At 51.2% G+C, this 15192-nt stretch carries 13 protein-coding genes; 6 read left to right on the forward strand and 7 right to left on the reverse strand.

What is annotated here, in order from left to right; translation table 11 throughout:
- Positions 1–172: 172 nt before the first annotated feature.
- The 5 genes from ACR0LN_RS22950 to pseB form a co-directional block, all read right to left on the reverse strand.
- A complete protein-coding gene (locus ACR0LN_RS22950) occupies positions 173–1489 on the reverse strand; it encodes a hypothetical protein (protein WP_480433007.1) in 1317 nt (438 codons plus the stop codon).
- A gap of 113 nt (positions 1490–1602) precedes the next feature.
- The gene (gene pseG / locus ACR0LN_RS22955; protein WP_480433022.1) at positions 1603–2691 is read right to left on the reverse strand and encodes a UDP-2,4-diacetamido-2,4,6-trideoxy-beta-L-altropyranose hydrolase; all 1089 of its coding nucleotides are present in this window, start codon (positions 2689–2691) and stop codon (positions 1603–1605) included.
- A gap of 1 nt (position 2692) precedes the next feature.
- Positions 2693–3838 carry a polysaccharide pyruvyl transferase family protein gene (locus tag ACR0LN_RS22960; protein WP_480433008.1) on the reverse strand — a complete coding sequence of 382 codons (1146 nt, stop codon included), beginning with the start codon at positions 3836–3838 and terminating at the stop codon, positions 2693–2695.
- A gap of 55 nt (positions 3839–3893) precedes the next feature.
- On the reverse strand, positions 3894–5045 hold the full coding sequence (gene pseC / locus ACR0LN_RS22965) for a UDP-4-amino-4,6-dideoxy-N-acetyl-beta-L-altrosamine transaminase (RefSeq protein WP_480433010.1): 1152 nt from the start codon (positions 5043–5045) through the stop codon (positions 3894–3896).
- Complete coding sequence (pseB, locus tag ACR0LN_RS22970; RefSeq protein ID WP_480433024.1) at positions 5045–6046, reverse strand: UDP-N-acetylglucosamine 4,6-dehydratase (inverting); 1002 nt, start codon at positions 6044–6046, stop codon at positions 5045–5047. Before pseB ends, pseC begins: the two co-directional genes overlap by 1 nt.
- Positions 6047–6241: 195 nt before the next feature.
- On the opposite strand from pseB, the gene ACR0LN_RS22975 reads away from it, so the two are divergent.
- Positions 6242–7231: an FkbM family methyltransferase gene (locus ACR0LN_RS22975; RefSeq protein WP_480433012.1), complete on the forward strand. Its 990-nt coding sequence runs from the start codon at positions 6242–6244 to the stop codon at positions 7229–7231.
- A gap of 43 nt (positions 7232–7274) precedes the next feature.
- Here the strand turns inward: ACR0LN_RS22975 and ACR0LN_RS22980 are convergent, their stop codons facing one another.
- A complete protein-coding gene (locus ACR0LN_RS22980) occupies positions 7275–8324 on the reverse strand; it encodes a phytanoyl-CoA dioxygenase family protein (protein WP_480433013.1) in 1050 nt (349 codons plus the stop codon).
- Positions 8325–8464: 140 nt separating this feature from the next.
- On the opposite strand from ACR0LN_RS22980, the gene ACR0LN_RS22985 reads away from it, so the two are divergent.
- The 3 genes from ACR0LN_RS22985 to pseF all read left to right on the forward strand — a co-directional run bounded on the left by ACR0LN_RS22985 (position 8465) and on the right by pseF (position 12679).
- Positions 8465–10768 (forward strand): alginate lyase family protein, encoded by a 2304-nt coding sequence (locus ACR0LN_RS22985; RefSeq protein WP_480433014.1) that lies wholly within the window; start codon positions 8465–8467, stop codon positions 10766–10768.
- A 131-nt stretch (positions 10769–10899) separates the two neighbouring features.
- Positions 10900–11958, forward strand: a complete 1059-nt coding sequence (gene pseI, locus ACR0LN_RS22990; protein WP_480433016.1) for a pseudaminic acid synthase — start codon at positions 10900–10902, stop codon at positions 11956–11958.
- Between the two features lie 19 nt (positions 11959–11977).
- A complete protein-coding gene (pseF, locus tag ACR0LN_RS22995; protein WP_480433026.1) occupies positions 11978–12679 on the forward strand; it encodes a pseudaminic acid cytidylyltransferase in 702 nt (233 codons plus the stop codon).
- 50 nt (positions 12680–12729) lie between these two features.
- Here the strand turns inward: pseF and ACR0LN_RS23000 are convergent, their stop codons facing one another.
- Complete coding sequence (locus tag ACR0LN_RS23000) at positions 12730–13371, reverse strand: GNAT family N-acetyltransferase (RefSeq protein ID WP_480433018.1); 642 nt, start codon at positions 13369–13371, stop codon at positions 12730–12732.
- 386 nt (positions 13372–13757) lie between these two features.
- Between ACR0LN_RS23000 and ACR0LN_RS23005 the strand changes: the two genes are divergently transcribed.
- On the forward strand, positions 13758–14318 hold the full coding sequence (locus ACR0LN_RS23005; protein ID WP_480433020.1) for a hypothetical protein: 561 nt from the start codon (positions 13758–13760) through the stop codon (positions 14316–14318).
- A gap of 121 nt (positions 14319–14439) precedes the next feature.
- Positions 14440–15120, forward strand: coding sequence for a hypothetical protein (locus ACR0LN_RS23010; RefSeq protein WP_480433021.1), 681 nt, complete (start codon positions 14440–14442; stop codon positions 15118–15120).
- Positions 15121–15192 lie beyond the last annotated feature (72 nt).

Below are 15192 nucleotides of genomic sequence, written 5' to 3' on the forward strand. Positions count from 1 at the left end.
ATCTCTTCGGGCTTTGGTCTCTTGTTTGCCATTCGTGGTCCTCCGTTTCCTAAACATAACGGTGGACCAGTTCAGTTGGGGAGGCCCAGCGGCTGCTCAGGCGTGGGTAGGCTGAAAACAGTGGGTCCTGAGAGCTGGATGGGCAGCTTCGCACCCTCAGATAAATTGATCTTCAAACATACGGGCTAACGGTTTTCACGAGCGCTTTGGCATTTTGCGCGGACTGATCTGCGCCAGGGATCCATTCCGCATATGTTCGCTTCCAGGTCTCATTGATGTTGTATGGCTTCCAGAATTGGGAACTGAGCATATCTGCGGTAATTTCAGGGACTAAACCGCGTTGGACAAAGCCATAGTAATCTCGTGTTACGAAGTCGATTTCGAAGCATTGATAAACAGGCGTGCCCTGGCTGACCAGTTCCAAGGCTACAGAAGAGTTGCCAACGATAGCCACGTGGTCATGCTCGGGGCGTTCGTCAGTAATCTCAACTTCTAATTCTTGGAAATCGTTGGGAAATATCTGGTTGCCCCGAGGATGCCGTTTGATCCGCACTTTGTTGACATCCGGGTTCCGCGAAAGTGACCGGACTACTTTTAACAGACCGTCCATATCGACACGAGCAGTAGGGTAAATGACAACCTCACATGGCCCTTGGCGGGCAAGCTCAAGAGACGTTTTCGGCACATCCGCAGTTTCCCGACCGATGACAAATACCTCACCGGTTATGGGTGCGATGTCGCGATAAATTTGCAACGAGCGCCCGTTGTGCAAAACGCTGAATTCATAATCCAAGGGCGGGAACGCTGGGCTGACCTGAGCATGCTGAAGGTACAGCCGGGGAACGCCCAGGCTTTTCATTACCAAGGAATAAGCCACGCGAATGGGTGAATGATCGTTGGCCTGAACAAGCAGCCGCGGGCGTATGGCATCCCGCTGCAAGAAGGCAATCAGTGTTGATTTGAAAAACCTGCTATAGAGGATCAACTGGTGCACAAGTCCAGCTTCGACCGTTTGCCGAGAGGTGATGTAAGCGGAAAAGGATTCCATGATACTGCGCGAAATCATCAGATCTAATCTGTTCGAATTTTTGACCTGCCGCGATCTTTTAAAGTACGAGTAGTTGTTTCGTTCTACTTGTAAATTCAACGATGTGCAGAGCCCTTGAAGAAAACGGAACTCCTTCAAGTTGTTCTCCGTCTTACCTTCGAAGGCGATGCCTTCGATGTCGGGGTGCATGACGCGAACGACACTTGGTTCAATCGCTTTCCGAGCCAGTTCTATCGCGTTCATCCGCCGCGAATTTATGTCATGATCGCTGGAAAAGGCCAACTGTTCCTCTGCGCTGAGGCTATCGGTCATGAACTTGTGGTAGTCGGGTGTTTTGTCGATCACACACGCAACTCTGTGCAACCCATCAGCGTAGTGCGTTAACGCGGTTTTGGCTTGTTTCGTTCGATCGCCCCAAAACCTTGACAACAAAAATTTCATTTCATCCGACCTCTTGGTGCTTTCAGGCGCACTCTTCACTTCAGGATTTCAATTACTGAAACCGGTGGCATATAAAAAGTCCTGATTTGGTTCAGTACACTGCAGGCGTATGCTCAACGCATTGCTTGCAAAACACGGCTGCTTCCCAGACCGTCGCAGATAGAAGCCGCGCGCTGGGACATGGCCTCTCGTGTTCCGGTGACAAAAAGGGATCGCAACGCCGCAATGAGGCGCAAGGCGAAATCAGCTTCGTCTTCTGGCTCCACCGCAATGGCTGCACCAGTATCGTGCAGAGCGCGCGCTATCTGCATCTGGTTCTGGGCGATTGCGATCACAATCGTTGGCAGACCAAGACAGCAACGCTCCCAACTGGTGCCGCCTCCTGCACCAATTGCTATGTCTGCATCCATCATCAATTCAGCCATGCGTTGTGTTTCCACATGCAACTGCGCTGATATGTTCAATCGAGATAACTGAAGGCGCACTTCATCGATATGTGGCGCGTTCCGGCCCAGAACTACGTCAAGCCCTTCTATTTCTTGAGGCTGCAAAGTATCGAGAGCACCTACGATACTGCCGGTTTGGTTGTCCTTGTCGACACCGCCCATGGTAACCAATAACCTGCGGGCGGGCATCAGTTGGCGCCGCGCAAGGCTTTGCGCGCGTAAAGCGGCAAAACGAGGCTGGAGCAAAGCGTAGTCCGGCCCGGTCAAACACAGCGCGTCCCGAGCCAACACCCTTTGGTAATCGTCTTTTGAATGACCCAGCGTTGGGTCAACCAACAGATCGACCGCCATGGGTCTGTTTGCGAGGTCATCCAAAGCCATTATCCGCGAAGCATTGGGTTGCAGCGCGTTGTGCCACTCGGCATCAAGCGAATAATGGTCGACTATGATCCAGTCGGGATACCCACCTGGCTCTTGGTTCAGGATGCCTATGGTTTCCGCAGCATCTTCAGCCTGCGTAACTTGCAGCCAATCGGAAGCATCAAGACTTGAAGGCGACTGTGGTGCGCTCAGCATTGTCACTGAAAAACCACGATTTCGAATAAGGGCCTCAAGATGACCATCAAGCCGACGGCAAAGAAAATGAACCCGCCCGTTTGCCTGTGCTATCGTGTCAGCCAACGTGAGGCACCGCATCACATGCCCGGACCCAATTGCCACTGATGCGTCTGTGCGAAATACGACGTTGAGAGTCATCTCAGCGATGGGCCGCTGCAATTGCGCTCATTGCTGCGCGAGTTGCCGAGTTAAAGCGGGCAATTGTCTTTTCGAATTCCAGGAAGTTCGAGAAGTTTCTTGCCGCATCTTGAGCAAGCAGAGCTTCCATAAATTGCAAAGAGCCGTCGATTAGCTTTTGGGCGGGTTTTGCATCCAGAGGCTTGGCTTCACGTGAATGTTTGCCAAGCAATTTATGGAGCCTACCGGCAGGTTTCTCGCGCGAGAGCTGGGGCTTGAGTAAAGAGCTTGGCAACCTGTAGCAAGGAATTGAGATTTTTCGGTCGAGGGTCAAACCATAATCAGCGCCACGCCCGTCCTGCTCAAAAAGATAGCTGGGAATACGCCTTTGCAACGCGCTTACGTGCCCGTGCACGCGAAAGCCCACGTGGAGATCGAATTCATCATAAACATCCAGGCCGTTCTCTGGATCTTTATAGATTTCGCGCTGCGGCACTTCCATTTGAGTGCAGGCATCTTCGATATCCGAATTCAGCCCGTGTAGCAGGCATTCGACCCGCGCTTCAGGAAAACGAGCGCGCAACGTCCCGACCAGCCCTTCGAAAACAGGGCGGTACAAATCACCCGCGTGAGGATCGCTTATTGCAATATTTCGGATTCGATCCTGCTCTTCGAACGTTCGATCAGAGAACCGTGTGTCCCAAAAGGCAACATCACCAGATAGGCGCGCTTTGGACAGTCCGTTTTTCTCACAAAATAGCTGCGTGGTCGCACCGCGAGATGTGAACACGACTGCTTTTTCGGAAAAGCGCCGCAGAAGCGCTATATCATCCGCCGAGAAGCCTGACTGGAAACGATGATCCGCAAGGGGGGTAAGGCTTGTCCCTGCGGAAATTGCCGATATCGGGACGTCTAAATCGAGGATGTTTTCTAAATAAGGATAAACGCTTGCCATATTTTTGCGGATAGCCAGACAGGCGAATACCACATGATCACAGTTCGAAATTGTGTCTGCGACGTTCCGCCAGTCATCCGCACGCCAGATGCTGACGAACTCGGCATTGGGGTCTACGGTCTGCAGCGCCATAATTGTTGCGCGTTCGATGAGTTTGTCACCAATATTCTGAGAGCCTGCCCGCGGATATGTGCTTACTATGGCGTATTTCATCGTTTCACCTTACGCACAGCGAATCCGAAAATTCTCCTGCTCCTTAATGACCTCATCATGCTCCGAGGCCCTCTGCCAGTTTGGCAATGACAAAGTCTTGCTCGGCTTCCCGCAATGTCGGGTAGAGCGGCAGGCTGATCGCACGCGTGTAGTAGTCCTCGGCCTGCGGAAAATCCCCTTCTGCAAAGCCCATGCGTCGGTAATAAGGCTGCAAATGAACCGGGATGTAGTGCACATTAACGCCAATATCGGCCGCACGCAGATACTCGAAAACCGGACGGCGCAGGTCCGCGTCATCCAGACGAATGACGTATAGGTGAAACGCAGAAATGCAATCGTCAACGCGTGCTGGTATCCGTAGTGGTAAATCCGACAGAGCCACGTCATAGCGTTTCGCCAGTATGTGCCGACGCTTGATGTAGTCATCTAGGCGGTCCATCTGGCTGAGGCCCAAAGCCGCATGAATGTCCGTCATGCGGTAGTTCCAACCGAGATCAACCTGCTGATAATACCAGGGACCGTCAGAATCTTGGGTCATCTGGGCTTGGTCGCGTGTAATTCCGTGACTGCGCAGCATTGTCATTTTTGCTGCCAACTCTGAATTCCGGGTCAAAGCCATACCGCCCTCGCCGGACGTTATGATTTTCACCGGGTGGAAGCTGAAAATGCTGATTGCGGTGCCGGGATGTGCACCCACAGGCTTGCCCTTGTAACTTCCGCCAATGGCATGGCTCGCATCTTCAATGATGGCGAAACCGTATTTTTGCGCAAGTTTGCCGATCTCATCCATATCGGCGGGCTGGCCGCACATATGAACGGGCACGACGATTTTGGGCAACTTGCCTTTCTTTTCGGCCTTGGCAAGCTTGTCTGCCAGACGCGCCGGACACATTGTGAAACGCTCTGGATCAATGTCGACGAAATCCACCTGAGCACCGCAGTAAAGCGCACAATTCGCGGATGCCACAAAGGTATTCGGTTGGGTCCAAAGCCAGTCGCCAGGTCCAAGCCCAAGTGCGGCGCAGGCCACATGCAAAGCAGATGTGGCGCTGTTCATTGCGATCGCGTGCGGCACTCCGGTTTTCTTTGATACCGAGGCCTCAAACGCTGGGACGGCGGGACCCTGCGTAAGAAACTTAGACGTCAGTACGTCACGGACCGCCGCAATATCGTCTTCGGTAATGTCTTGGCGGCCGTAAGGTATCATTAGATTGCGCCGATTTTTGCGCGGTTGGTCTCAATCCAATCAGCCAGTTCTTGAGGATCCATCCAGGACGGGTTGTTGTCACTGGAATAGACGAAATCTTCCGCAACTTTTTTGCCGCCCTTGATGCGTTTATCTCGGGTGGGGTCATCGCCGCTGATTGCGGGCAATATCTTGTAATACTTGTCGTATTCATAGGTGAACATTGCGTCTTCAGCGCCGATCATCTGCTCGTGCAGCTTTTCTCCGGGGCGGATACCAACAATTTCATGACCCCGTCCCGGTGCCACTACCTTCGCGATGTCCATGATGTTCATCGACGGTATCTTATGTACGTAAGTTTCACCGCCTTCCATATCTTCAAACGCGTGCCAAACAAGATCGACGCCTTGCTCGAGCGTGATCATAAAGCGGGTCATGCGTGAATCCGTGATCGGCAGCTTGTCCTTTTCGCCCAATGACATGAAGAAAGGAATAACCGACCCACGGGACCCCATCACATTGCCGTATCGAACGACGGAAAAGGTCGTGTCCTGACCGCCCGAATAGCTGTTACCCGCAACAAACAGCTTGTCGGAAGCCAGTTTTGATGCGCCATAAAGATTGATTGGGCTGGACGCCTTGTCTGTCGACAACGCAACCGCACGCTTGACCTTCTTGTCGATGCAAGCGTCAATCAGGTTCATTGCGCCGATAACGTTTGTCTTGATGCATTCGAACGGATTGTACTCTGCCGTTGGGACGATTTTCGTGGCCGCTGCATGGACAACATAATCGACGCCGTCGAGGGCACGGTAGAGACGTTCGCGATCCCGGACATCACCCAAGAAAAACCTCACCCTTGGGTCGTTCTTAAAGAGTTTCGCCATCTCCCACTGCTTCATCTCGTCCCGAGACAGAATGATGAGGCGTTTTGGGTTAAACTTTTCCAATGTGAGCGGCACAAAAGTGTGTCCAAAGGACCCTGTCCCACCCGTAACGAGTATGGTCGAATTCGAAAGAATGGCCCCGCTCCTTAGCTTCGCGAATACTCAAAGGCCAAGCAGAATTCCCAGCCGCTCGTTTCAGATAGTTGAGCGTTAGGGGGCAGGGCAAGGCCAAAATCGTATTGCAGCGTTTCGCACTATTGCCTAGTTTCACCTTTTAGCAGTTGGATTTTGCCTTTGACGAAAAATACCCAAGGATATTGGTCGGCGAACTTGCCCCTGATCTGGGATGAGTTTGAACCCGGTTTTTTCAGCGAAGCTCCATTTACCGTTGTGGACGGTGGAGCCGCAGGAGAGTTGTTCGAACCATTCAATGCAGTTGCCGAACACTGCCTGATCTATACGTTTGAGCCGCGCGGTGAAGACAACATCGTCTACGAAAAAAGAAAAAACATCGATGCCGGGCTTTGGAGCGAACGTTGCCAAAAAGACCTGCATTTGGCGGTCAGACCGGGGACCTCCTCGATTTACCCGCCAGATTTAGATTATCTACGCCGTTTCCCTGATCGAGTGGGCGTCCCTGCACGAACTACCGCCCAAAAAGTCAAAGTGGGTTTGACCTCTATTGATACAGAAACTGCCGCAGGGACGATGGAGCTTCCAAACTTTATCAAGCTCGATATCCATTCCGCTGAAATGGAGGCACTGCTGGGAAGCCAAAACAGCCTGGATGACTGTCTGGGATTTTTGGTCGAGACATGGCACACTCCGATCCACAAGGGGCAACATCTTAACGGCGAGATTGAGACCTTTCTGGCCGAACAGGGTTTCCGCCTGTACGATATGCATCGTGCTTCGTCGTGGCATCACGCGGTTGACGGAAACGTGGTTACAAACGACAGGAAACAGCTGGTCGGGTCAGAGTCTCTGTTCCTCAGGGAAGATGTGCCGCCGCATTTGCGGCTGCGCTACCTATGCTTGCTAGAGTTGTTTGGCTATTCGAATTTGGCGGTTCTGAGTTGCGATTCTTTTGCACAAGACCCAAGCACTAATACGCGAGACGGTGAGGCTATTCTTCGAATACGCGATAAGTTGATTGCTAATCAGAAAACCCGACAAATTCGGAAAGCAGAACTGAAAAGCAAGCCGATGTCTCACCCGAAAGCGCCAGACGAAGAATCATCAAGAAAATCTCGGTCCGCGGCGTCTCGGTCAGTGGACAAACCTATCTTGTCTCGCGTTTGGCGCAAGATCAAAGGTTGAGCTGACGTGGCATAACCTCGACAGGCCCAGCGATTGTGCCTGCCTATTTGTACCGCATCACCAAAACGCGCCGCTCAGCATCAGGTTTTTGTGGGATACCGCGATGGAAACCGGCCTGATCACTCAGGACAAATGATCCACGTGGCGCCAGAACGGGTAGGACCATCGACATATCCACAAAGGGCGTCTCGGTCTTCGCTTCTGCAAGTTCCGATATCTTTTGATTGGCTCGACGCCAAGGTCCGTCCTTATGCGAGCGCCGTACGTAGCAGTAAGGGCCATCGCTCAGCTCTCGCACATCACTCAGATAAACAAATCCTTTGAGAGAAGGGTTGTACGAGTCGGCGTGAAAACCGCGTGTCTTTTCGATCCCGTGGTTGAGATACAGGTTCAAGTTTTCAGCCACTGCATTTGTTTGCTCTTCCGCGATCAACCGCAACAGCCATTCCTGCGTGAAGGGGGCACGCAATATATGCTGTTCTCCTTCAAGAAATTTGTCGAAATTGAAGACATCCACCATACCTGCATCAGCACCACCGCGAACGGAGACAATGCTTTTCTCATGGCTCGCCATGGCATTGTAGCCGCTCACCTTCTTGATTGAAGACTGTACGATCATGGATTTGTCTTCATACGCACCATCGGCATCAACTTTTTGCATCGCGTCTTTGACCTTTTCCGATGCAACTTCCGCCAGTACCAGCGAGTCGCTGCTCAGAAAATCGCGTACAATAACAATGCCTTCTTGTTTCAATATATTGGCCGCCGCACGATAATCGGTATCACTAGATATTTTGGGTATCGAAACGGCGTCCACGCGGCCTGCAATTTCGGTTTTCGAGATAGCCCTAATCTGAGCGAGCACAGAGTCGTTGAGAGTATCAAGGTCGCCGGCACTGAATTTCACGTCCTCGATCAGATCTGAACCCGCTGAGGCGTGCTCGGCAATTGGTGCTATCTGATTTGCCAAAGCTTCAGTATGCCGCTTCTTACTTGGCCAAATTCGCATCTTCGTATCTCCAGCTTTGCCCCAAGTATCAGCTTCTATATTAGTCGGCTTAATACGGGTTGAAATGCGGTAGTTCCACTCCAATCGTTCGTTTTATCCGCCGTGCAGTAAACAGAGGCTCTGATGAGTCGGACCAAGCATGAGCGAATTGTCGCTTTTATGTTGGTTGAAGAGATCAAACAAAGCCAATATGCGTGTCAAAGTGATCTAACAGGAGGCAAGCTTTGCTCGAACAACTTAAACATGACTTCAAGCGAAGCTCCCTACAAATCAGAATAGCAATCATCGCTCTGTTTCCTCTCTACCTGCTATACAGGCTGAACAGGCATTGGCGAAACATAAGGCGCAACCGAATCAGGCGCAATCGCTTTGGTGCTTCATATGAAGTGCCGCGTATGGGTGATATAAGCGGTAACCTGAGTGATGTAAAACAAGAGCCCATTGATCCAAAGCTGGAATCTGAAGTCAATGATATTGTAGATACATTTGCGCTCTGTAGGATTGTTGGTAACGATCTCGAACCAAGGCACAAGGTCGGTCAAAGCCTCTCGAATGTACGCTTTATTCTGGACAATGAGCCCGAATTTGAAGGCGTCAAAAAGTTATGGTTGCTCAATAGGATATTTAACTCCGAAAACGAAGCAAAGATAATCAGTTTGCTCGAGGAACGAGGGCAGACCTATCGGCGTATCCCCTTTGATCCGGAAGAATATCAGTCTATCGGTTACAGCTTCGACACGTTCAAACAGCCTGATATGTTCTACAACGGGCAATTCGAGGTAGATACAACGAGTACGCACACGACGCAGGCGACGATGCAGGCTTACCGCGCCCGCAACAACTATGTGATGCACAACAACGGTGCAAGAAATGCAGCTCTTGAGTTTTGTCTGGAATACGGCAAATGGGCGCTACCTTTTGATGGGAATTGCTTCCTTACGTCCTCAGGATGGGCACAGCTGCATTCGAACATCTTAGAGGCCCGGGACAAGCGATATTTTGTTGTTCCAATGGCAAGGATCACCAACAATCAAGATTTGCTGGAACCCAACAATACCTTTTCTGCGGAAGAAGAGCCCCAATTGGTTTTTCGGTGCGATGCCCCGCTGAGGTTCAACGAAGACCTTCCTTATGGTCGACGCCCCAAAGTAGAACTGTTTCTGCATCTTGGCCTTGAAGGGGCGTGGACGCGGTGGCCTGTGGAAGATTTTGACATCCCACCGCGCCGTGTTCACCCCGATGGTCATCGGGTCGGGCGTGCCGGTTGGGTCGCGCGGCTCGCGTCAGGAAAAGCTCATCTTGAACAGGCGGATCGAAGGGCATTTGTCAACCGCGGTGTCGCACGCTCGGCAGCGATCCGTTCTACTTTGGACATGTTGTCGACCCGTCCGGTCCGTGCGGCTCTAACGCGAGGAAAGGCGTTGACCTATGACCTGACCTCCGCCGATCCGGCGCAGTCTGAAGATTGGGCAGCTGTCCGCGAAGCCGCACAGCAGGCCTTAGACCGAGGACCGTTTTCGGTTACTCAAAAACCCGAGCCCGGTCCCTCTGGCGACCTTCGCGACTATTTCCATCCCGCGCCATATTGGTGGCCAAACCCAAATTCGAAAGACGGTCTGCCTTATGTCAGGCGCGACGGTGAAAGACTGCCGGGCACTGAACTTTATGAACCAGAAAGCAACCGCTTCGATCGCACGCGTTTGCAACGCGTCTTCGACGATACGACGGCTCTTGCTTTGGCAAGTACATTGCAAGACGCTGACCCGGATTTTCACGCACGCGCCTGCTCAAATCTGAGAACATGGTTTCTGGACACTGAAACCGGGATGAAACCCAACCTGTCCTACGCACAAGTACGATTGGGCCATCAGGGCAACATGGGAGCTGCGCGCGGGCTCATTGAAACCAAGGACTTTTACTTTCTTCTCGATGCGGTTCGGATTCTGCAAGATCCAGACATTACAGACGGTATGAAAGAATGGACCTCGGAGTTCGTACAGTGGTTCATTGACAGCCCGCAGGGTCGCGAAGAACGAAGAGCCGCCAATAATCACGGCACGTGTTACGATTTGCAGGAGGCCGGTCTCGCGGCCTTTTTGGAAAAAGAGGATGTCTTGCAAGCCATCGACTTGCGTGCGCAAGCGCGTGTCATTTCCTCAATCACTCCAGAAGGCGACCAGCCGCATGAAATGAAGCGCACGCTAACGCAACATTATTGTACTTTCAATTTACAGAGCTGGATTAACCTTTTTGACCTTCTTACGGCCGCCGGGCTGCGGCCCTGGCAAAGCGATGCCGGCGAAAGAGTGCGCACCGGTTTGCGCCGCATGTTGACACTGTCAAAGCAGACTTGGGAACACCCGCAGATAAAACCCTTCGACAGCAACAGGTTATTGCCCTTGAATGAGACACTCAAAAACCAGACCGGAGAGGATATACTGAGGCGTTCGGTAGCCGAAGGCCCCGTTAGCTTCTTTCCTCACGACGGTGTGGCGCCATTCTGGCGTTTCACACGGCTGGGTCGCTGAGAAACGGCAGCGATGTATCGGGAAAGACACTGTCCTTCTATAAACTGCCTAATAACGGCTTTGCGCTCGAGCTATCAGCGATGCAGCAATGAAATTTGCCAGCATGCGGTGCCAAGCCTTAGGAGATGCGAATGAAAACCATTAAGATTAACGGACGCAGTATCGGGGCGAAGTATCCTCCCTACATAGTGGCCGAGCTGTCGGGTAATCATAACCATGATTTGGGGCGCGCAATCGCACTCATTGAGGCTGCGCACCATGCCGGAGCAGACGCGGTCAAACTGCAAACCTATACGGCCGACACGATCACAATCGACAGCGACCGCCCAGAGTTTGTCCTAAAGGGCGGTCTGTGGGACGGACGGCGGCTCTATGATCTGTATGAAGAAGCACATACACCGTGGGAGTGGCACAAACCGCTCTTTGAAAAAGCAAAAGAGTTGGGGATCACGGTGTTTTCCTCACCCTTTGACCCGACCGCCGTTGATTTTTTGGAAGACTTGGAAGCGCCAGCTTACAAAATTGCTTCGCCCGAGTTGGTGGATATCCCACTCATCCGTCGGGTGGCTCAGACCGGTAAGCCGATGATCATGTCGACCGGAATGGCGAATTTGCAAGAAATTGAAGACGCGGTTGCAGCGGCCCGATCGGCAGGGTGCGAGGACATCATTCTTTTACACTGTACGTCGGCCTATCCGACTTCTCCGGCAGAGGCAAACCTGGCTACAATCCAGGAACTTTGTGCGCGCTTTGACGTATTGTGTGGATTGTCGGATCACACCATGGGAACGGTCATTCCGACTGCAGCTGTAGCTCTTGGCGCGGTCTTTATCGAAAAGCACTTCACATTGGCGCGTGCAGACGGAGGTGTTGATAGCGCTTTCTCTCTGGAACCCGATGAGCTGAAGGAGCTCGTGGATCATTCCAAGATCGCGTTTTCAGCGATAGGCCAACCTGCATTGCAACCAACCGCTGCAGAAGGCGCTATACTGAAAAACCGCCGTTCGCTGTATGTTGTAGCCCCAGTCGCCAAGGGAGAACGTTTCAGTGCGGACAATGTACGCTCGATCCGGCCGGCCAATGGATTGCCTCCAAAATTTTATGATGAGGTCCTGGGGAAGACAGCCTCTCGCGACATCGGCTTTGGTGAACCATTGGCTTCGGAGATGATTTTGGGTGGGCTGAAATAACGCTGAGAACCGTTTGACTATGCAATCTTCTGTATCTCGTATTGCGATCATTCCTGCGCGCGGTGGATCCAAACGCATCCCGCGAAAGAACATCCGTAACTTCAGAGGCAAGCCCATTATCGCGTGGTCCATAGAGGCTGCGCTAAATAGTGGTTTGTTCGATGAGGTCATGGTCAGCACCGATGACCTGGAAATTGCGGAAATCGCGATGCGATACGGAGCGTCGGTTCCCTTTCACCGATCCGCCGAGGCGTCAGGCGATCACGCAACCACAGCAGATGCGCTGTTTGACGTGTTTAAAGCCTATCGCGCCGGCGGTCGGAGATTTGATTATGCGTGCTGCATTTATCCTACGGCGCCGTTTGTTTCAGCAGAGATTTTAAGCAAGGGATTGGACTTGCTGACAAGCGAGACCTTTAGCGTTGTAATGCCAGTCACGCGTTTCAGTTATCCGATCTGGCGGTCGCTCCGGCAGGAACAAGGTGGCCGGGTCACGCTGAACTTCCCTGAGAATCGGGATAAACGATCACAAGATCTCACTGAGGCATATCATGATGCTGGTCAGTGGTACTGGTTCGACGTCGACGGATTTTTGCAAACCAAGGCACTTTTCGGTGATCAAACTGGTTCAATTATCCTGCCGGAGACACATGTGCAGGATATTGATACCGAACAGGATTGGGCAATCGCGGAATTGAAGCACGAACGCCTTTATCCCTGACATTCGATTTTCGTCAATTGGTGCCTGATCTGAAGCGTAACCCTGACGTGCTAGGGCCTGGTTAACTCGTAAATGTCCAGCCCACTCTTTTCACCACATCGTTTGAACCCCACTGAGGCGAAGGCTCTTACACTGGCTGTGTTGCCGGGCTTGATGACCGCGATGTATCTGGTGGGTTTTCTGTTTTTGTCGACATACGCAATTGAAGAAGACAAGACAGTTTTCGAATACCCCTGACCTCTGACTTCTGGGTTCAACGTCACTGAAACTTCGACAGTGCCATCGGAAGGCTCCGTGTCGAAACGGGTTGTCCCGATAAACTGCGTACCTTGCGCATCATGCCGAACAATCATCAAGAGTTGTCTAAGCGGGTTTTCAAGCGCGGCATCGAACCATTTTTTGTGCTCCGTGGCTGAGATCGGGTCGGAGGTACGGGACATAGTCCGGGTTTGTTCGTCGTTGCGCCAACTCAAGAGAATGTCGCAATCTGTTTGGTCCGCTTCCCTGACTTCCAGCATGTTTTTGACTACATCCCAATTTCCCGCCGTGTCCCCACACTGTTGTTCGAGTACCGCACTGCAATTCTCCTGCCAAGAGTTGTAATGCTGCTGTGTGACAAAGAAGCCAGTTGTAGCGGCTTGAGTTTCTTGTGTTTGCCCACGTAAAAAGCCGCTTTTCTGTTTTTTCTTCACCCTTTTCTCAGAAACTTTGAGACGCGATCACAATGACTCCACCAGCCGTGTCATCTCCACAGGACATGAATTCCGGCTAAGCGGCTGCAGTTTTCATATTCTGTGGAAAATAGTGGTGCCCAGGAGAAGCATTTACTGTGATTGTTTAGGTGTGTAACTATAAGAAAACAAAGGGGATTTCAATATGGAAACTTCTAAAGTGTCACCTTTTGTGTCACCTGTTTTTTGGTTTACGTCGATTGGAAGATCAAAGCGTTGTTTAATGAAACATTGGATTCACGCCTTGCAGTGTCCAGCGCTTAGTTCTGCTTGCACAGGCTGAAAGTTACTGCATCTATACACCCACAACCTAGAGAAGAGGGTGGTAAGTGCTTAACGAGATTCCTTTGACCAACGAAGAGAAATTGCAGATTGAAAGACAATGCCTTCAGGACGTAGCCCTAGCTGAAAAAATTGATGACGATCTTCTTTTGCCTGAAACAATGAAAGAAGAAATCTACGGATCAAAAAGCTTGAAGTGGTTTACTGTCGGGTACGGGCTGATTTCAGGTGTCATCGCTTTAGCATTTCTTAGGTGGTTAGACAGTGCGATAGGTTACACCTCGTTACTTCATGACATAGGTGTTCCTTCGGTAGCATCTAAGAACCTACCAGAACTCTTGGCGTTCCTTTCTGTTGCCGTGTCAGTCTGGATGGCAACATACTCTTGGGCAGTTGAAGGGAGATTTCATTGGGTGACAAATGCGTTAAACGCCCAAAAAAGAGCATCAGTGTTGCATAGCGTAGTGGAACGTCTGACCGACGTTCTTGGTGATGCCGTTCCCGACTTAAGCGACTATGCTCACGTCCATAATGATTCAGAACCCAACCGTAGAATTGACCGTCTCTTGGACAATCCAGACGACGAGTACTTCAAGGCCCAACCCAGAAGACGCACAAACGGATAGGTTTGATCACATACGACGAGCGTCAAGCCGCCAAGCTAATGCAACCTGAGTTGTCTGCGGCGTTGATGCCCAAATATTCCTTAGCAACAATAAGTTGATTTCATTGCGGAGAAACAACGTATTGACTGAATTCATGATGGGTGAGCCCTTTATTGGGTGCAAGCCAGTTGAAATTAGCGAATCTAAATTCAGCAGAGTTTATGACGCTCGTAATAGACTAATTGCTCTTTGGGAAATCGAGGACAACTTCCAGCTTCTTGCGGAGAGCTTCGTCGAATTCGAGAAGGAAGTTCTCGGGGTTGGGGTGGATGGCTATTACTCGGATAGTGTTAAGCAGTTAGACGCGCATTCCGGAGAAACCATTAGAGGCAAGCTTAACTTAAAAATTCTGACGCTGCTCAATGCTGCCAAGGCATACGAAGATCAAGCAAAGTCTAGGGTTTCAGAGCTGAACGTGGAGCACGAGGGCGAAAAGTTCAATCTAAACAATGAGTTCAGTAGGGTATACGACACAAGTTTTGAATACCGCGTGGGATACTGTCTAAGGAACTATGCTCAACACAAACGACTGCCACTTGGTGGATTGACGTATTCTCACACGAATATAGGCGAGAGTGGTCTTATCTTTCGCGCAGATGAACCATCTCGGCATCGTGTAACCGTCGAATTATTCCTTGATTTAGAAAGGCTTACGACCGATTCAACTCTAAATGCAAAAGTGCGGCGGGAAATTAAAGAATACCGCAAAGAGTTTGATAAATTCGACCTAAAGTTCTTCGTTGAGGTGAGCAGCCTCATCTGACTGGTCCAAATTGATTGTTAGTGCATCATCGGCGTGTGATCCATCGGGACGATGGTTTCAGGCGCTGGCGGG

This window comes from Ruegeria sp. AA6, from assembly GCF_056542865.1.

Bases quoted from the DNA above. Each gene is read 5' to 3' on its own strand.
- pseC (WP_480433010.1), bottom strand. From the start codon at position 5,045: ATGATACCTTACGGCCGCCAAGACATTACCGAAGACGATATTGCGGCG.
- pseG (WP_480433022.1), bottom strand. From the start codon at position 2,691: ATGACTCTCAACGTCGTATTTCGCACAGACGCATCAGTGGCAATTGGG.
- pseF (WP_480433026.1), top strand. From the start codon at position 11,978: ATGCAATCTTCTGTATCTCGTATTGCGATCATTCCTGCGCGCGGTGGA.
- pseI (WP_480433016.1), top strand. From the start codon at position 10,900: ATGAAAACCATTAAGATTAACGGACGCAGTATCGGGGCGAAGTATCCT.
- ACR0LN_RS22950 (WP_480433007.1), bottom strand. From the start codon at position 1,489: ATGAAATTTTTGTTGTCAAGGTTTTGGGGCGATCGAACGAAACAAGCC.
- ACR0LN_RS22960 (WP_480433008.1), bottom strand. From the start codon at position 3,838: ATGAAATACGCCATAGTAAGCACATATCCGCGGGCAGGCTCTCAGAAT.